Annotated in this window: 18 protein-coding genes and 4 pseudogenes; 9 read left to right on the top strand and 13 right to left on the bottom strand. The window is 69.1% G+C overall.

All coding sequences use genetic code 11. The annotated features are described in order from the left end of the window. Positions 1–2: 2 nt before the first annotated feature. Entirely contained in the window at positions 3–665 is a 663-nt protein-coding gene (locus tag OHU89_RS00385; RefSeq protein ID WP_405638709.1) for a hypothetical protein, read from the top strand. Here OHU89_RS00385 and OHU89_RS00390 read toward each other — a convergent pair. After that, positions 631–984 (bottom strand): hypothetical protein, encoded by a 354-nt coding sequence (locus tag OHU89_RS00390; RefSeq protein ID WP_405638711.1) that lies wholly within the window; start codon positions 982–984, stop codon positions 631–633. The genes OHU89_RS00385 and OHU89_RS00390 overlap by 35 nt on opposite strands. A 125-nt stretch (positions 985–1,109) precedes the next feature. Between OHU89_RS00390 and OHU89_RS00395 the strand changes: the two genes are divergently transcribed. Next, positions 1,110–1,325 (top strand): hypothetical protein, encoded by a 216-nt coding sequence (locus OHU89_RS00395; protein WP_405638714.1) that lies wholly within the window; start codon positions 1,110–1,112, stop codon positions 1,323–1,325. 46 nt (positions 1,326–1,371) lie between these two features. Here the strand turns inward: OHU89_RS00395 and OHU89_RS00400 are convergent, their stop codons facing one another. From OHU89_RS00400 to OHU89_RS00410, 3 genes and pseudogenes are all read right to left on the bottom strand, one after another. Further along, positions 1,372–2,079 (bottom strand): pentapeptide repeat-containing protein, encoded by a 708-nt coding sequence (locus OHU89_RS00400; RefSeq protein ID WP_405638716.1) that lies wholly within the window; start codon positions 2,077–2,079, stop codon positions 1,372–1,374. Between the two features lie 176 nt (positions 2,080–2,255). Then, positions 2,256–2,363 (bottom strand): annotated as a pseudogene (locus tag OHU89_RS00405) (MOSC domain-containing protein); the annotation flags it as partial. A gap of 136 nt (positions 2,364–2,499) precedes the next feature. Beyond that, complete coding sequence (locus OHU89_RS00410; protein ID WP_405638718.1) at positions 2,500–3,327, bottom strand: SAM-dependent methyltransferase; 828 nt, start codon at positions 3,325–3,327, stop codon at positions 2,500–2,502. Positions 3,328–3,583: 256 nt separating this feature from the next. Here OHU89_RS00410 and OHU89_RS00415 point away from each other — a divergent pair. Then, positions 3,584–3,709 (top strand): annotated as a pseudogene (locus OHU89_RS00415) (IS630 family transposase); the annotation flags it as partial. Between the two features lie 81 nt (positions 3,710–3,790). Here OHU89_RS00415 and OHU89_RS00420 read toward each other — a convergent pair. Continuing rightward, the gene (locus tag OHU89_RS00420) at positions 3,791–4,519 is read right to left on the bottom strand and encodes an SDR family oxidoreductase (protein ID WP_405638720.1); all 729 of its coding nucleotides are present in this window, start codon (positions 4,517–4,519) and stop codon (positions 3,791–3,793) included. A 75-nt stretch (positions 4,520–4,594) separates the two neighbouring features. Here OHU89_RS00420 and OHU89_RS00425 point away from each other — a divergent pair, with 75 nt between their 5' ends. After that, positions 4,595–4,972 (top strand): MerR family DNA-binding transcriptional regulator, encoded by a 378-nt coding sequence (locus OHU89_RS00425; RefSeq protein ID WP_405638722.1) that lies wholly within the window; start codon positions 4,595–4,597, stop codon positions 4,970–4,972. Positions 4,973–5,560: 588 nt separating this feature from the next. Further along, entirely contained in the window at positions 5,561–5,839 is a 279-nt protein-coding gene (locus tag OHU89_RS00430) for a hypothetical protein (RefSeq protein WP_405638725.1), read from the top strand. Positions 5,840–5,977: 138 nt separating this feature from the next. On the opposite strand, the pseudogene OHU89_RS00435 reads toward OHU89_RS00430, so the two are convergent. The 3 genes and pseudogenes from OHU89_RS00435 to OHU89_RS00445 all read right to left on the bottom strand — a co-directional run. Next, a pseudogene (locus OHU89_RS00435) lies at positions 5,978–6,110 on the bottom strand (slipin family protein); the annotation flags it as partial. Positions 6,111–6,235: 125 nt separating this feature from the next. Then, the gene (locus OHU89_RS00440; protein WP_405638727.1) at positions 6,236–6,736 is read right to left on the bottom strand and encodes a DUF5994 family protein; all 501 of its coding nucleotides are present in this window, start codon (positions 6,734–6,736) and stop codon (positions 6,236–6,238) included. Between the two features lie 6 nt (positions 6,737–6,742). Then, a complete protein-coding gene (locus tag OHU89_RS00445) occupies positions 6,743–7,012 on the bottom strand; it encodes a hypothetical protein (RefSeq protein WP_405638729.1) in 270 nt (89 codons plus the stop codon). Positions 7,013–7,744: 732 nt separating this feature from the next. Here OHU89_RS00445 and OHU89_RS00450 point away from each other — a divergent pair. The 3 genes and pseudogenes from OHU89_RS00450 to OHU89_RS00460 all read left to right on the top strand — a co-directional run bounded on the left by OHU89_RS00450 (position 7,745) and on the right by OHU89_RS00460 (position 10,630). Next, positions 7,745–8,911 carry a transposase gene (locus tag OHU89_RS00450; RefSeq protein WP_405638731.1) on the top strand — a complete coding sequence of 389 codons (1,167 nt, stop codon included), beginning with the start codon at positions 7,745–7,747 and terminating at the stop codon, positions 8,909–8,911. Between the two features lie 48 nt (positions 8,912–8,959). Continuing rightward, positions 8,960–9,298 (top strand): annotated as a pseudogene (locus OHU89_RS00455) (transposase); the annotation flags it as partial. Between the two features lie 333 nt (positions 9,299–9,631). Next, positions 9,632–10,630, top strand: a complete 999-nt coding sequence (locus tag OHU89_RS00460) for a helix-turn-helix transcriptional regulator (protein ID WP_405638733.1) — start codon at positions 9,632–9,634, stop codon at positions 10,628–10,630. 47 nt (positions 10,631–10,677) lie between these two features. On the opposite strand, the gene OHU89_RS00465 is transcribed toward OHU89_RS00460, so the two are convergent. Next, on the bottom strand, positions 10,678–10,938 hold the full coding sequence (locus tag OHU89_RS00465) for a hypothetical protein (RefSeq protein ID WP_405638736.1): 261 nt from the start codon (positions 10,936–10,938) through the stop codon (positions 10,678–10,680). Next, positions 10,932–12,182, bottom strand: a complete 1,251-nt coding sequence (locus OHU89_RS00470) for an amidohydrolase (protein ID WP_405638738.1) — start codon at positions 12,180–12,182, stop codon at positions 10,932–10,934. Before OHU89_RS00470 ends, OHU89_RS00465 begins: the two co-directional genes overlap by 7 nt. 210 nt (positions 12,183–12,392) lie before the next feature. Between OHU89_RS00470 and OHU89_RS00475 the strand changes: the two genes are divergently transcribed. After that, on the top strand, positions 12,393–12,569 hold the full coding sequence (locus OHU89_RS00475; RefSeq protein ID WP_327714408.1) for a thiazolylpeptide-type bacteriocin: 177 nt from the start codon (positions 12,393–12,395) through the stop codon (positions 12,567–12,569). Positions 12,570–12,700: 131 nt separating this feature from the next. Here OHU89_RS00475 and OHU89_RS00480 read toward each other — a convergent pair whose 3' ends face one another. From OHU89_RS00480 to OHU89_RS00490, 3 genes are all read right to left on the bottom strand, one after another. After that, entirely contained in the window at positions 12,701–14,896 is a 2,196-nt protein-coding gene (locus OHU89_RS00480; protein WP_405638741.1) for a TOMM precursor leader peptide-binding protein, read from the bottom strand. Next, a complete protein-coding gene (locus tag OHU89_RS00485) occupies positions 14,893–15,648 on the bottom strand; it encodes an ABC transporter permease (RefSeq protein ID WP_405638743.1) in 756 nt (251 codons plus the stop codon). The genes OHU89_RS00480 and OHU89_RS00485 overlap by 4 nt, the downstream gene beginning before the upstream one ends. A gap of 76 nt (positions 15,649–15,724) precedes the next feature. After that, the gene (locus tag OHU89_RS00490) at positions 15,725–16,654 is read right to left on the bottom strand and encodes an ABC transporter ATP-binding protein (protein WP_405638746.1); all 930 of its coding nucleotides are present in this window, start codon (positions 16,652–16,654) and stop codon (positions 15,725–15,727) included. Between the last annotated feature and the right edge of the window lie 16 nt (positions 16,655–16,670).

Raw genomic sequence — 16,670 nt, forward strand, 5'->3', positions numbered from 1 at the left:
CCGTGACCGCACCCACAGGGCACGGGACCATCCGCCGGGTAGCCGCGGGCCTGACCGTGATCTCCGCCTATGTCCACGCGGCCATGCTGCGCCAGCACGTCGACCGTTTCGCCGTCGTCCTGCTGGTGCTGGCACTGACCTGCCTCGGCTGTGCGGTCATGCTGTGGCGGTCATCAGGACCAGGCAAATGGGCGGCCATGGCGATGCTCAACGTCGTGATGCTGACGACCCATGTCCTGTGGCCGGCGGTCCAGCCCGCGACGGATCACACGAACCAGCTCCAGCACCACTACCAGAGCGGCAGCCTCACGTTGATGCACGCGGCTCTCGCCTTGGCCGTCGTAGAGACGCTCCTTGCCATAGCCGGACTCTTCAGTGCACTCCTCGGGGAGCAGCGGGAAATCACCGGGAAGAACGCGGCGTCCCCAGGAGCGAGTGGAGTCGCCCAGCTCCCTCCCGGCCGCAGGGCGGTGAGCGACGGTGGTACGGAAGACCGCGAAGTTCTGAGCTTGAGCTCAGCCGAGCTGTACGGCGACGAGGGCGAGTGGTTCGCTGCTTCGTCGTGCGCGAGCCAGGATGACGGCTCCTTCCGGCGACAGGGTGGCGCGTTGTGCGGCCTCGGCGGGTGCGCTACACCGACCTGTTCGAGCCGGAGCGAGGGCTGACGCCGACACGGGCTCCGGTGCGGCGCAGAATGCGCAGGCCGGTGGCCTCTGCCTGCGGTGTGGTGAATGCGACGAGGCCGATCTGCTGATCGGGCAGAAGCCGCCAGGCGAACGGCAGGTGTGCCTGGTGTACAGCGGTCTCCACGCCGGGCAGCGGCTCCTCCTCGCCGGGGGAGTCGGCGGTCGCCGCGACGACGGCGCACGGTCCGCGTTCCGGCAGGCCCAGTTCGCGAGCCGCGTCCCACAGCGTCATGCGATCGGAGATCACACCGGAGAACAGCGCTTCGGCCAGTGCCGAGCGGCGGGCGCCACGCTGCACGGCGAGCTCGGCGCTGGTCTCCCGGAGGCGGCCGCCACCGCCTGGGCGTAGAGGCCGAACAGCTGCCAGATCTCCGCCGAGCGGGCCACCAGCTGGACGAGTTCAACCGATGGCACCGAGGCACCGTGCTGGCCGCCCAGGGCATGAACCGACTGTCCGGCAGCCGAGCCGAACTCTCCGAACTCGATTTCACCCACATCCAGGCCGCTTTCGAAGAGCGCGATCGAGGCGACGATCTCGCCGTAGCGGACCGGGGCGACCCGGGCGAGGTCACCGCCGTGCTGTGCGCCTCCAGTGACAAGCACGACGACGTGGTGAGCGTGTGCCAAGCGCCGCTGTAATACTGATACTCCGGCTGTAGATGGTGATCTCGCCGCCAGGCAGGCCCTACTCGTTTGCGCCGTGCCCCGGTGGCCACCCGATGACGCCGTCCGCTTGAACGTTGAGCAAGGACGCTCCTTCGAACCGGGCACCAGTGACGTAGGTCAGCCCGAGCGGGGGCACACCAGTGTTCACGCTTCCGAACCTGGCGCCGGTCAGATCGGTTTCGCGCAGGTCAGCACCCCGCAGATCGCATCCGGCCAGGCTGACCCCGCGCAGTGAAGCCCCGCGCAGGTCTGCGTCGCTGAAGTCACAGAACTTGAACCAACACCCATCCAAAGTGGCGTGGCGTAGATCGGCCCCGATGAACGAGCAGCGGGTGAACCGCAGCCGCGACGTGCGAGCGGAAGCCAGGTTCTGGCCGGTGAAGTCCTCACCGTTCACGGCCGCATAGCTGTGGAGCGCGGCGAGTCGTTGTCTCGCGGTCAGTGGCGTGGTCATGTGCGCCAGCGTGTCAGCCGGATCGGTGGCCGTCGCCCGGATTTCCGGCAGTTCGCCGTCCGTCAGCCGATCCCCGCCATGAGGACGGTCTCGTCCTTGCTGTCCAACCAGCGGATGTCCTTGTCGTAGGCGCAAGAACCACCGATCGGTGCAGGCCGCGATCAGAGTGTCCGTGAACAGGGCCTCGGTCAGCACGGACGGGTGGACCGGCCCAATCGTCGGAACGTAGGGCGCCTGCACCACCGGACCTAGCCAGTCCCAGCGCAATCGCATCGCTCCAGGGTACTCATCTCGTACTCGCAAGCCCGGGCCCCCACGCGATACACCAAGGCCTGAGCTCGGGTGAACCGAGCAGGTCAGTTCGGGGTGTCGCCGCCGGCCGCGCAGGAGCATGCGCTGCCCTCCATCAGTGCGTCGGCGTCCGGCTCGATGACGAGCCCAAGGAGACGTCATACCCGCTCCAGAGGCCGATGCGGCCCGCTGGGAAGCTCCGCCTTGATCGTGTCGCCAGGGCGCACCGCGCCGCCCTGCTTCACGATGCTCATGATTCCGGCCCTGGCTCAACGATGCCTACGTCAGCGCGTAGGCAGGCGAAGAACGACTCTTGTCCATCAGCGAAGTATGGGTGCAGAGAATCTTAGGAGGGGTCACGTCACGACTGCAGGGCACCGAAGGGGAACAGCAGCGCCATTACTAGGCCTTCCGGGCCAGCCCGGCCGCGATGAGATGTTCCCAGACGGTGAGTTCTCTCCTTTGACCGATGTCCCGTGGGCTATCGGTCTCATCGGGACGCCACAAGGACGCGGGAACGATCCCTGGGTCGAGGATCTCCAGGCCGTCCAGCAGGGAGGCGATCTCCGCTTCGGTGCGCCACCGACCGCGGCCGAACGTCTGCTGGAGGACCGCCTCGGCCTCCACGGTCTCCGGGTTGTTGCCCGAGCGGAAGTGGCTGATGAAGAAGTAGCTTCCCGAGGGTACGTGCTGGCGCCAGTAGCGGACGATACCGGCCGGGTCCTCGTCATCGTTGACGTGATGGAGGATGGCGCTGAGGATGACAGCCACCGGTCGAGCGAAGTCGATGAGTTCGGCGGTATCCGGGTGAGTGCGGATGCCTTCGGGATCACGCACATCGCCCGGGACGACGCGGGTGCGTTCGTTGCTCTCCAGCAGTGCCCGGCCATGAACCAGGACTTGGGGATCGTTGTCGACGTAGACCACCCGGGACTCGGGGGCGTGCCGTTGCGCGACTTGGTGAACGTTGTCTGCCGTCGGCAGGCCACTGCCCAGGTCGACGAACTGCCGAATGCCGGTGGTCCTCGCGATCTCTCTGACCGCCCGGGTCAGGGCCGCGCGGTTGGCAAAGGCAATGGCCACCGAGCCGGGCAGGTCGCGCTTGAACACGTCGCCGATCTCACGGTCCACGGCGTAGTTGTCCTTGCCACCGAGCAGGTAGTCGTAGACGCGGGCGATGCTGGGCTTGGTCGGGTCGATGGAGGAGCCTTCGTACGTCATGGCGGTCATTCTTCCCGTCAACATCACCTGCGCACCCCCGTTTTGAGCTCCTCCAGTCACTCAAGCCAGCTCCAGGCGGATCCGTGTAGTGCATCTTGGGCCAGCAGGATCCAGCGGGCGGCATGGGCTAACCGCGCACCCGGCATCCCAGATCCGCCCGCGGTGCGGCCGGGAGCGAACCGCCTGATCCAAGCTGAGATGCGGCTTCTCAGTCAGCATTGGGCCACATCTGGACAACCCACACCTCAAGGGGGTCCTCATGCGGCGGCCCTTCAGTACCCCCGAACACCTCGACCAGCGCATCCGACGCGACCTACATCTCATCCAGTACCGCAGTCACCTCATAGACGACTGCCTCGCCGAGACCGGCCTGACCATCGGACCCGCCTGATCAGCGACACGACACCACGAGTTCAACCTCAAGTAGAGGAGTTCGAGAGGTCGATGGAGAAGCAGCCGTCTGAGGGGCGCCTCAGGCCGCCATCAGCGCCGCCAGCGCGCGTTCCATTGCGGCGTTGAAGTCTTCCGGCGTCAGCGGCAGACGGGACTTGATGTCCCGACTCCACTGGTCCGCGAGGACCTCGGCGGAGCCCGCCTCAACACCGTCGAGCGCCGCGTCGGCCAGGTCCGACGGAGCGATCTTGTCCACGGGCCAGCCCGCCGCCATGTCGGTGTCGGCCAGGCCGAGGTGTACCGCTGTGACGAGCGTGCCCTGCTCGGTGAGCTCCAGGCGGACGCCGTTGGTCATGGCCCAGGCGGCGGCCTTGGTCAGGTGGTAGGCATTGGCGCCCTTGCCCCCGAACCACGACATGGCGGAGAGGACGTTGACGATCGCGCCCCCGCCGCTCCTGGCGAGCGCCGGCGCGAACTCCCGGATCATTGCCAGGTGGCCGAACATGTTGGTCTCCAGCTCGTGCCGCACCGCGTCCAGCGAACCGGTCACCAGGTCGGTCCCCGTACTGATTCCCGCGTTGTTGATGAGGAGCGAGATGTCCGGGGCGGCCGCGGCGGCGGCCCTCACGGATGCGGGATCGGTGATGTCGAGGGGCAGCACCTCGACCCCGGGCAGGTCCACGGTCTCCGGTCGGCGGGCCGTCGCGTAGACCTTGCGGGCGCCCCGTTCGAGCAGACGCTGGGCGAAGGCGCGGCCCAGGCCGCGGTTGGCTCCGGTGACAAGAGCGACGGAGTTGTTGATATCCATGGCCAGTACGCTAAAACCTGACGCTAGCGTCAGAGGCAAGTGCTGGTCGTCGGAGCCAGGGGTGAGAGGAATCACATGACTGTCGCAGCGGCCGCAGCCGAGCGGTTGATCCGCATCGGCGAGGTGGCACGAGGTGCCGGCGTCTCAGTGCGCGCCGTGCGCTACTACGAGCAGCAAGGGCTGCTCATCGCGGAGCGCAGCCCGTCGGGCCAGCGCCTGTACAGGCAGGACGCCATCCCCCTGGTCCGCTTCTTCCAGCAGATGTTCGCTGCCGGCCTCACCAGCCGAAGGATCAGCGAACTCCTGCCGTGTTGGGACGCGGGGCACACCGACGACGGGCAACGAGCCATGCTGCGAGGCGAGCGCGCGCGCATCCAAGCCAAGATCGATGACCTGCAGGCCGCCCTGGACCACCTCGACGAGGTCATCGCGATCACGGACACACACCCGTAGACGCGGTCGGCGCAAGGATCACGCTGTGACGTGTACGGACGGGCTGGCGGAGTGGATGGGCCGGGTGCGCGTGGTCATAGTGCCGGTGTCGGTACTCGTCGTGGCCTCCGCGCTGGCCGTGGCGATGTTGTGACTGTGTGTCAGATGCGACAGGGCGCGGTGAAGCGGAATCAGCCAGACGGCACCATTCAGGGGACCAGGACCCGGTGGGGCTGGGACAGTGGGAGGCGGCCGCCCCCGGGAACGAGTCGTCAAGCCTCTCCCCGGACCTCACATACGGGGAGAACGAAATGGCCGTTGACAAACGTGAATCGGTCACCGGTGCTGATGGTCTCGTCGACGGTACGGATGTCGACTGGCGCGCAGAGGGCCCCGGCGCGCGGGCGGTGCGACGCTGCCGGGGGCAGGGGCGGCATGGCGCACGCTAGCCTCTCGCAGTAGTTCCCCGACAGGTGTCAAGCGACCATCTATGCCAGGCCGGACGCGCTGACGTCGCACGGTATCCGCAGCCTTTGGGCAGGACTACGTGTGGGGTGAGGCCCCAGTTCCCGGTATCGAAGCTGTTTCCCGCTGCCGGGAAGGCCCACCATGTTCCTCCTGCTGCTCATCGTCATCGCGGTCCTGTTCGGCTTCGGCTTCCTCGATCCCATCTGGTGGGTGGCCGGGGCGGTGCTGGTCTACGGCGTCACCCGCCATGCCCGCGATCGCGGCGGCGGACGGAGCCGTAACGGCGGTGCCGACCTCGGGGACTACCGGGACTACCAGGAGCGTCGGGATCGCAGGGATCGCTGGGACCGGCGCTACAGCCGCCAGACCCGTGCGCGCCGGCGGCGCGAGGACCGCCGGGACCACGAACACCACGGGTGACCCTTGAAGTGGACCGGCAGCCACGGCTTCCGGGGCGGCTCAGTCCGCGTGTGTCGGCCAGTTGTCCCGCCGGTCCCGCGCCATCGCCGTGCGGCTGCCGATCCGGTCTCCGTCGACTCTCGGTTTCCCTGCTCTGGTGCTCGAAGAAGCGGAGCATCTCCACCGCGAACGGCATGACCAGCGTGCTGTTCTTCTCCGCGGAGACGTCCACCACGGTCTGCAGCAGGCGCAGTTGGATCGCGCCCGGAGTGTCAGCCATGGTGGCTGCGGCGTCGGCCGCGTCGACGGTGATCGTCAGATTGCCGGCAGGCGGACGCCACGCGGGGTACCCGGCCTGTTGTCCGTGGTGCGGCCGAGGTCCCGGGCTGCTGTCGAGGCTCTGCGTAGCGGTCCGGCTCAGCCGGGCAAACTCTGCGGCACGTCGCTCCGGTCTGCCCGGGTGATGCCGGTGGCGGCCAGGATCCGCTCCGCCGAGGCGGCGTTGTCGTCCTCTACGGCCATGACCATCGCGGCGTGCGCGGGGCCGATACCGGTGCCCGGCGGGATCACAAGGAACAGGAAGTGGTCCTGGTCGCCACGGGTGACGATCATGGTGTTGTCGCCCACGGCGGACCAGTCGATGCGAACCATGTGCCCGTCGACGAACAGATGGCCCGGGGACCCGTCCCAGTCGCTCGCGTCGAGACCCACGCGGGCGATGGGGCCCAGGCGGGCCGTCAGCGCGGTGAGGAGACCGGACAGCTGGCTCGTGAGGTCGCGGGTCCGCGGCCACCACGCTCCGTCGAAGGTCCCCGTGCGCCTGGCTGTCGTCTCCATGCGCAGGACCGCAGTGCCGGGAAGCACCGGCTCACTGCTGGTGTCCGCCAGAAGCCTGACGGGGTGCGTGGCGGGGAGCATAGCTACTCACTTCCCCGCCGTCCGAGTCCGGCGCCGCGGCCGGAGCCGTCCGCGTCCCCCGTCGCGGTACTCGCGGCGATGACCGGCGCCACTCGTTCCGGCACGACCGCGAGGCTCCTGCGGGGCCGACGGCGCCGGCCCCCGGACAGTCGCCCGGGAGCGGCCGTAGGGGAAAGCGGAGATGCGCTCGTCGTGCTGGGTGTTGAGCAGATGGATCAGGAGCACCCCGACAGCGACCATCGCCAGGAGCACCACCGCGGTCACGAAGGTCTCCATGGCCCTCACATCCCCTGTGCCGGATGCGGTGTCGGCAGAGCGACTGCCGGGACGCCGAGTACCGGAGCGGTGACTGCCGGGATCCGTGGACGTGAGATCGGACCGGGGGCCTCACGGCCTCCTTCGGCGTCCCAGACGGCGTCCACAGCCCGGTCGATCCCGGACACGGTGCGCAGGCGCGCAGCCTCGTCCATCAATCGGCCCGTGGGCGACATGCGCAGTGGGGCGCTCGCGGCAGCCATCAACCAGGCGGCCGAGACGGGAGTCCTCTGCGGGTCGAACACGGCAGTCGATGAGGCGCCGTCCGGCAGAGCCGGAGCCGAACCGGTGAGAGCCGACGGCATGCGGAGAGGCGGAGAAGAGGGCTGGCCTTCGAGGGCCGGCGCGTACGAAACGGTCGCAGTCATGATGCGAACCCTGCTCCGGGTCGGTCGGACCGGCCCGGCGTGATCAATCGCCGAAAACGACACAAGCATGACGGCCGGTGCACGAAATACCCTCGGTAACACCAGGCTACTCCTCCAGGCCGCCGTACGCGTCGGCCGGTCCGAGCCGCGGTCGTGCGGGCGGTGATGCAGGACTGCTACCGGGATTCATTCGCAGTGCATCGGGCTGAAGGACTCTGCTGAGAAAGGCGTGATTCGAGCAGGCGGGTGTCGTTGGTCCTCCATGGTTGTTGTGATCGTGGGAGGGTTGAGAAGGGTGTCGCTGGAGCCTCGGGCGGACGTGAGGGTGCCGGAGCTTACGGCCCGGGTGGTACGGGCCGCGTTTCCCCATGGGACGCTCGCGGTGCGGATCCGTGAGGCGTTGGGCCCGCTGTTTGAGGACGCGGCGTTCGCCGAAGCGTTTCCGGCGCGCGGGCGTCCTGCCGTGTCACCGGAGGCGTTGGCGCTGGTGTCGGTGTCGGTGTCGGTGTCGGTGTCGGTGTCGGTGTCGGTGTTGCAGTATGCGGAAGGGCTGACCGACCGGCAGGCCGCTGACCAGGTGCGAGCCCGCATGGACTGGAAGTTCCTCCTCGGCCTGGAGCTGGACGACCCGGGGTTCGACGCCAGTGTCCTGAGCCTGTTCCGCGCCCGCCTGATCGAGCACGGGCTGGAGCAGAAGACGCTGGAGCTGGTCTTGGAACGCCTGCGGGAGCTGGGGCTGCTGAAGGCGGGCGGCCGGCAGCGGACCGATTCCACGCATGTCCTGGCGGCGGTGCGGACACTGAACCGGATGGAGTTTGTCGGTGAGACGCTGCGAGCGGCGCTGGAAGCACTGGCGGTCGCGGCTCCGGCGTGGCTGTCCGCTCTGATCACAGCCGAGTGGGCCGAGCGCTACGGGCCACGCGTGGACGACTACCGCTTTCCCCAGGGCGAAGAGGTCCGGGAGGAATGGTCCCGGCAGGTCGGCGAGGACGGATTCTTCCTGATGGAAGCGGTCCACGCGCCCGCAGCGCCCTGCTGGCTGCGTGAGATCGAGGCGGTGCGGGTGCTACGGAAGGCCTGGATCCAGCAATACCACCGCGACGAGAAGGGGGTGCGCTGGTGGGAGGGCAAGGACCTTCCGCCAGTCCATCACCGGTTGTGCTCGCCCTACGACATCCACGCCCGCTGGGGGATCAAGCGCGGCTCCGGCTGGACCCGCTACAAGGCCCATCTGACCGAGACCTGCCGCCCGAGGTGCATGTCGTCGATGCTGGTTACACCACCGCCGCCCTGTTCGTCTCAGCACACGAGCGCGGCATGGAACTGCTGGGCCCGGCCCCGCACGACAGCAGTCTTCAGTCCCGGCAGAACCAGGGCTTCGCCCGCGGCGAATTCACCATCGACTGGGACACCAAAAGCGCCAACCGCCCTGGCGGACAACGGAGTTTCAAGTGGTGGGAGCAGAAACACCACCGCAACGGCACTCCGGTGATCAAGGTGTTCTTCTCCGCCGGGCACTGCGGGCCCCTGCCCGAAGCAGACACAGTGCACCAAGCCCCCGAACGGCCGCCGGGGCAGAGGGCTGACCTTCCTGCCGCGTGATCGATACGAAGCTCTCGAAGCTGCCCGCCGGGCCCAGGACACCGACGAGTGGAAGGAACGCTACGCGATCCGCGCCGGCGTCGAGGGCACAATCTCCCAGGCCGTACGTGTCACCAGACTCCGCCGCACCCGTTACCGCAACCTGCCCACAACCCGCCTCGGCCACGTCCTCGCTGCCACCGCGCTCAACATCATCCGCATCGACCGATGGCTGACCGGCACCCCACTCGGCGGCACCCGCACCTCCCGCCTCGAAGCCCTCATGCCCGCAGCCTGACAAGCCGATTCGCGGACTTCTCAGCAGAGTCCTGAAGGGCGGAGCACTGCGAATGAATCCCGGTAGCTGTGAGACTTCCGGGGCGGGTCTTGCCGGCGTGGCTGGTCCCTGACGGTGCGTCGTGCGGTGGTGAGCACGTGACCAGCGCCGAGCGCACCTTCAGTCGCAGGCAGTCGAGGATGGCGATACTTCTGTCCAAGAATTCGAACAGAGAGATGTCCGAACCGTATGGCTTCTGTTTAGGCTGAGAACCAACGCGTCGGCAGCCGTGGACCGATGGCTGGGTGACCTCCAGCAGGCCCGCGGACGGGGTACCACGCGATGGGGGACCACGTGAGTGAGAACGAGATGTCGGTGTTCGGCGTGTCCGCGACCGAAGAGGATATCTACCGTCATTTTCTGAGAAATCCGAATACACCTGTAGATGGCATCCATCTGCGTCTGCACATAGATCCGGACACCGTACGGCGCTGTCTCGGCCGACTCTGCGAACTGGGCCTGTTGCAATCCACCGGCACGGACGAGCTGATCTCTCCGACGGATCCCGAAGTGGCGCTGGCCCGGCTGGTGGACGTACGACTGCACGAGCTCCACCAGGAGCTTCAGCGCGTCACTCGGTCACGGCACGTGGTGGACGGGCTCCGTGCGGAGCTCGGTGCGCGCAGTCCCTCACCGCAGGGCATCGAGCAGTTGGAAGGCCTCTCCGAGATCCGTGACCGCATCGACGACCTGGCGTTCTTCGCCCGCGACGAGATCCTGTCCGTGGAGCCGTACACCAGCATGTCACCGGAGAACATCGAGCGGTCACGGCCACTGGACCTGCGCTGTCTGCGCCGCGGCGTACGGATCCGCAGTGTCGTGCTGCGCAAGGTCCTTCAGGATGGCCCGACCGCCGGCTACCTTCGGGAGCTGCTCTCGCACGGCGCCATGATCCGGGTCGTCGAGGACACCACGGAGCGCATCCTCGTCTACGACCGCGCGGCGGCACTGGTGCCGTTGGATCCCCAGGACACCTCGCGCGGCGCGCTGCTGGCGAACAACAACGGGATCGTTGCCAACATCATCGCCCTCTTCGAGAAAATCTGGGACGAGGCCGAGGATCTGGCGCAGGTGGACCTGACCGACGGCGACAACGTGGCTTCCGGCGTGTCCGGGACCGAGCAGCGGGTGCTCGCCCTGATGTGCTCGGTCGGCAAGGACGAGGAAGGCGCACGGGAGTTGGGGGTCTCGGTCCGCACGTACCGGCGGTACGTCGCCGATCTCATGGAGATGCTCGGTGCCGCCAGTAGGGCGCAGGCCGCGCTGCTGGCGCGCGAGCGTGGCTGGATCTGACCAGGCCCCTCCGGGTTTCATCCGACCGGGATCCCCACCGGGTCCGCTCAGTTCTCCTGGTACCAGCCGTACAGGGCCGTGTCCGCCAGTACCTCCCGCAGGGCGTGGCGGACCGTGCTCCGGTCGGTGCCGTCGGCCAGATCGATCCGCAGCCGGACCCGGTCGGGGCTGACCTCGCAGGTGCAGGACCAGGCCGCCGGGAGCAGCCCCAGCAGGCGCACCACCGTGGTCTCGCCGGAGGGGGCCGATCTGTCGCGGCGGACGGTGACGACCTCCACCGTGTCCAAAGCGGGATCGGGTGTCAGCATGTCCGCTCTCCCCTGGACGGTCCGGTGCGCGACGGGTTCAGGACATGCAGGGCGGCGGCGGCCATCGCCGCAATGCCGGTCGGCAGGGCGGTACGTATGTCGGGGGCGAATCCCGGCGAGTGGTTCGACTCCACCGGCGGGCCTCCGGCCAGGGCCGCCCGCCACTGCTTGAGGCCGGTCACGCCGAGCATCCAGTACGCCGTGCGCACTTCGTCGGTCTCGGCGGCGAACCACGGGAAGTCCTCGGTGGCTGTCGTGGCCGGCCAGTCGGCCACCCGGTGCGTGCCGAACAGATCCTCGTGCACCCGGCGTACGGCCGCCGTGGTGGCCTCGTCGGGTATCAGTACGGGCGAGCGGGCGGTGACGATGATCTCGGGGTCCTTCGGGCAGCCGGAGGCCTCGCACTCGGCCCGTACGATCCGTTCGACGGCCGCCGTCACCCGGTCCAGCGCGGCCTCGGAGAAGGCCCTTACACACAGGCTCAGTTCGGCGTCGTCCGGGATCACGTTGCCGCGCTGTCCCGCGTGGAGCGAGCCGACCGACAGCACGACCTGTTCGCCCGGCGCGGTCTCCCGGGAGACGACCGTCTGCAGGCGCAGCACGGTGGAAGCGGCGGTTGGCACCGGGTCGACCGTCAGGTGTGGGGTACCGGCGTGGCCGCCGCGTCCGTGGATGACGACGTCCATCGCGGTACTGCCGGCCATCAGCGGTCCCCGGCCGTGGGCGATCGTGCCCGCGGGCAGTGGGGCGGTGTGCTGCGCCAGGACCACCTCAGGCGTGCCGAAGTGCTCGAACAGGCCGTCCGCCAGCATCGCGCGGGCCCCGCCGAGCGTTTCCTCGGCGGGCTGGCCGATGACCAGGAGTGTGCCGCTCCAGGTGTCACGGGCGCGGGAGAGCTGCATCAGCGCCCCCGCGGCCGCGGCCATGTGCAGGTCGTGGCCGCAGGCGTGCATGACGCCGGGCACAGTGCTTTCGTACGGCAGACCGGTGCGTTCCGCGACGGGCAGCGCATCGAGTTCGGTGCGCAGCATCACCGTGGGACCGGGGCCGTTGCGCAGTACGCCCACGACACCGTGACCGCCGACGTCGCGGCTGACCACGCAGCCGTGTTGCTCCAGCCGCGCGGCGAAGCGTGCGGCGGTGCGGCTCTCGGCGCCCGAGAGCTCCGGGTGGGCGTGCAGATCGAGGTAGAGCTCGATGGCGGACCGCAGTACGTCCCGCGGGATTTCAGATGTTCCGGTCACTGTCCTCACCTCCTCATTGCCTCACTGGTCCGTTGCTCGCGAGCGTGCGGTCCGGGTGCTCCAGATCTCTGTCGGATCACTGTCAGGGGGTGTCAGCGACCTGAGAGCGGGAGCCGGGCCGATCTGACAGTGGCCGCCGTTGGAATGGGGTCATCGAAGGGGAACACCGCCGCAGCAGCCGGCGGGGCCCGCCGGACAAAGGAGAACCCCATGGCCCACAAGACGGAGCTCGCCACCCTCGCCGACGAGATCCTGGAGCTGGAGTCGGAGACCTTCGAGATCTCGGACTACTCGGACGCGGTCGAGGTCGTCCTCGCCGGTTCGACGTCCTCCTCCTCCACGTCGACCTGCTCCAGCACCACCAGCACCACCTCCTGCAGCGCCTGATCCGGCGCCTGTCTCCGATCGGCAGCCCCTTCCTCGACGGGAACCCGTCCTGGAGGGGGCTGCCGGGCGTTGCGGCACCGACAGCACGCTTGGCCCGCGGCCCAGGTGAACGCGGGCCGGAACAACGGACATCAGGGGAACGGATGAGGTACGACCTTGATGTCCGACTCCGGCAGATCGTCCGTACGCCGGCCCGCCGCCCTCAGGGCAGTCCGCAGCCTGGGCATCAGCAGAGCTCTCTGCCTGGTCCAGCCGAAGTCGAGCGGGAGCAGGCCCGGAACGATCGTACTGACCGTGTGCAGCCCCATCCGGTGCTGCTCGGGGGTCGTCTGGTCGACGGCGATGACGTCGTGTCCGGTGCGGACCAGCTCGTCCCGCAACAGCGCCAAGTCGTTGAACAGATCGCCGGTGCGCGGCCGCACGCGCTCCCAGTCCCGGTACACCTCACCGAGCGGCAGTACGGCCTCGGGCTCCAGGTACTCGCGGGCGTGCTCGGCCATCTGCGGCAGGCCGTAGAGCTGGGCGTGGTCCTTGAGGTGCAGCACCTTGGTGAAGTCCCGTGCCATGTCCTTCAGTTCGCTGTGCCGCTCGGCGACCTGGTAGGGCAGATGGGGAATGTACGTCAGCACCTCGGAGAGCGCGGAATCAACGGTTCCCTCCGGGTCGAAGCCGGCCGCCGCGCTGAAGGAGAGTGTGCCGTAACCGCCGTCACGGCGGACGGCGAGGGCGGTGACGACCGGGACGGCGAGATCCATCCGGGTGTCGAAGGCGTGCACGTCGTAGCCATGCAGAGCGGCCCGGTCGAGCATGGAGCGGACCGTGCCCCGACAGGAGCCGAGGTCGATCTCGGTGAGGCGGGCCCGGCCGTACCAGGCGAGCAGGAACGCGTCGCGCTCGATGAGTTCCAGCAGTCCGAAGAAGATCGCCTCCTCCAGACTGGCGCCGGTGGCACAGCCGTTGGAGCACTCGAAGACGAAGTTGTCGGCGTCCACGCCGGCGCTGTAGTGCGCCAGCCGGGACGGAACGAGGATCGGACGGTCGTCGCGCAACGAGTGCCCCCACACCCAGGGGATCGGCCGGTCCGGGTCGAAGGGGCTGACGAGGTGGTCCCTCGCGTAGGTCTCCGGGGCGTAGAAGCCGCACGCCGCCGGGTTCAGCGCGTGGTCCGCGAGGCGGTGATACGAGTCGACGACCGGCTCGGTGCCCCGGCGTCGGTGCGTACCGGCGTACCGCTCAAGGCCCTCGAGGTAGGCGAGAGTGCGGCTGGTGCGGTAGCTGTTGGCCTGGCCGCTCCAGGTGACGTCGTTGAGTCCGGCGTATCCGCGCACGAAGTGCGTCCCGGCGACCGGAGCGGTGGTGGTCGAGGCCGGGTTGATCCAGGTGTCCGAGCCGAGGGCGCCGCAGACCGGGTTGGCCAAGGCGGTGGTCGGCAGCGGATAGGAGTCCAGGGCCCGCAGCCGGTATCCGACCGGGTCCGGCCTGGGCGCGGACCCCAGTCGCATCCGCGCCGACTCGGCCGTGTCGGGACGCGTCGCCACGCAGGAGGGACACAGTGGTTCCGGCAGTATCGGAAAGCCGGCGGTCGCCAGGGTGACGAGATCAACCCGGGTGACCTGCGGCAGGATACGGTCGGCGACGGGGCGTTGTGCCGCGGCAACCGCACTTCGAGGTACGGCGGTCGGCGCGAGGGCACCCACGGGAGCGGCCACCGTGCGGCGTTCGCCCCCGGCGACAGCCGCCCAAGAACGGCCCCCTTCCGCAACAGCGGCTGCCGACACGGCAGTTGCGGTGGACGTCCCGGACCCCGCGACGGCAGCCGACCCGGCCGGACCAGCAACTCCGCGCCCCGCCCCGCCAAGCACCGCTCGACAGGCCGCCCAGACCGCGTCGACGGCGTAGTCCGTGAGGACCGGCCACTGCACCGCCCCCTTCGGCTCGTGGCCGAGTTCGAGGGCCTCGCGTTCGGAGCGGCTGCGCAGTCGTTGCCAGCGCATGGCGAGGCACTGGCCGCAGGCCGTGGTGCCCGGTTCGCCTCCCCACGGGCCGATCAGCGCGGCGCGGGAGGTGAGGTGGACGGTGGCCGCCGGCCGGATCGCGGCGTAGGGGTCGCGATGGCCAAAGCCCAGGGTGTCGGCGGCGCCGAGCGGCACGACCAGTGGAGCGGGCAGAGCGTGCGCCCCGCCCGTCGCACCGTACTGCGCCCCGTGGCGCGCGCTCAGCGCCCGCTGGAGCACGGCGCGCCCGCCCTCCAGCGGGGTGTTCGCGGCCAACTCCGCCAAGGCTGCCAGGGCGGGGACGGCCCCGCTGGTCACGGTGGTCGGTGTCATGACTTATCGCTCCAGCGGAAGGTCTTCAGCGCGACGGCGCACAGGATGAGGGCGAACGCGGCGAGCACTGCGCAGGCGACGGCGATGTCGCCCGTCCCGTCGGTCCCGGTGAGGGCGGCCGAGACGCCGTCGTTGAAATAGCGCAACGGCAGCACCCGGGACAGGGTCTGCATCCACTGCGGCATGGCGTCGAGCGGGAAGAACGATCCGGACAGGAACGCCATGGGAAGCATCAGGCAGTTCGCAACCGCTGCGACGGCCTCCGGAGTCCTGGCGTACGAGCCGACGACAACGCCGATGGCGAGGAACGTGGTGATGCCGAGCACGAGCACGGGCAGCGCCAGCGGCCAGCGGGCCGACAGGCTCAGCCCGAACGACGGCAGCACGGCGACGGCGACGAACAGCACCGCCTGGACCACTCCGATGGCGAGGGCCAGTACATAGCGGGAGCCGAGCACGCTCGAGGGCCGGGTCGGCGTCATCCGCACCAGCCGCAGGATGTCGTCGCGGCGCCACTGCATGAGAGTGAAGCCGACGCCGAACACCGCGGCGTTGGCGACACCCCAGGACAGCACGCCGGGGGCGATGTAGTTGATGTAGGGCTTCCCGCTCTCCTCGACCTCCTGGCCCTGGAAGATCAACCCGAAGACGATCAGGAAGAGCAGCGGGAAGGCGAAGGTGAAGAAGAGGGTGGTCTTGTCCCGGGTGTAGGCCCGGTACCCGGCCTGGCTCAGCGCCGCGTATGCGCTCATGGCGGTGTCTCCGTTTCCGGTGGTGGCTGTTGGGTGCCGAGGTGCCCGGCCGGTGAGGCCGGCCGGTGCGCCGGGTCTACGACTGGGGGGTGCCGGTGAGTTCGAGGTAGACGTCCTCGAGGCTCACCGTGCGGGTCTGTACGCCCTGGAGACCGACGAGTGCGTCGATGGCGGCCAGCACGGGGCCGGACTGCAGGGTCTCCAGCACGATGTCGTCGGCCTCCTGGACGACCCGGTCCACCCCGGGAATCGTTCGCGCGGCCTCCAGGGTCAGCCGCTCGGCGGGAACCAGCAGCCGTGTCGTGGGACTGCCCGCCGCCACCAGTCGCCTGGGGGTGTCCAGGGCGGCGATCCGGCCGTGGATCATGATGGCGACGCGGTCGCAGAGCGCCTCGGCCTCGTCCAGGTGGTGGGTCGTGTAGACGATGGTGCGGCCCGCTCGCTTGAGGTCGCGCAGCACCTCCCACAGGGCGCGGCGCGCCTGCGGGTCGAGGGCGGCGGTGGGCTCGTCGAGGAAGATCAGCTCCGGTCCGTGGACCAGCGCGGAGGCGATGGCGAGCCGCTGGCGCTGGCCGCCGGACAGGTCGTCCACCCGGTGGTCGCCCTGGTCGGTCAGCGCGACGCTCGCCAGGGCGCGTTCGGCCGCCTGTCGGTCGGTCCGGTAGAGCGCGGCCATGGTCTGCAGGTGTTCCCGCGCGGTCAGCCGCACGAAGAACGCCGAGGACTGCGTCTGCACGCCCAACCGGGGCAGCAGCGCGACGTTGCGCGGCCAGGGCTGCTCGCCGAGGACCGACACCGTGCCCAAGTCCGCCTGCCGCTGCCCCTCCATGATCTCGACCAGAGTGGTCTTGCCCGCGCCGTTCGGACCGAGCAGTCCGAAGAACTCGCCGCGTGCCACCGTCAGCGAGATGCCGTCGACGGCGTGGATGCTTCCGTAGTGCTTGTGGACGCCGTCGAGGACGACGGCCGGCCCGTCCGCGGCGGACCGGGCGGAGGCGACGGTCATGGAACTCTCCCTGGGG

The organism is Streptomyces sp. NBC_00019, assembly GCF_045041015.1.
Taxonomy (GTDB): Bacteria; Actinomycetota; Actinomycetes; order Streptomycetales; family Streptomycetaceae; genus Streptomyces.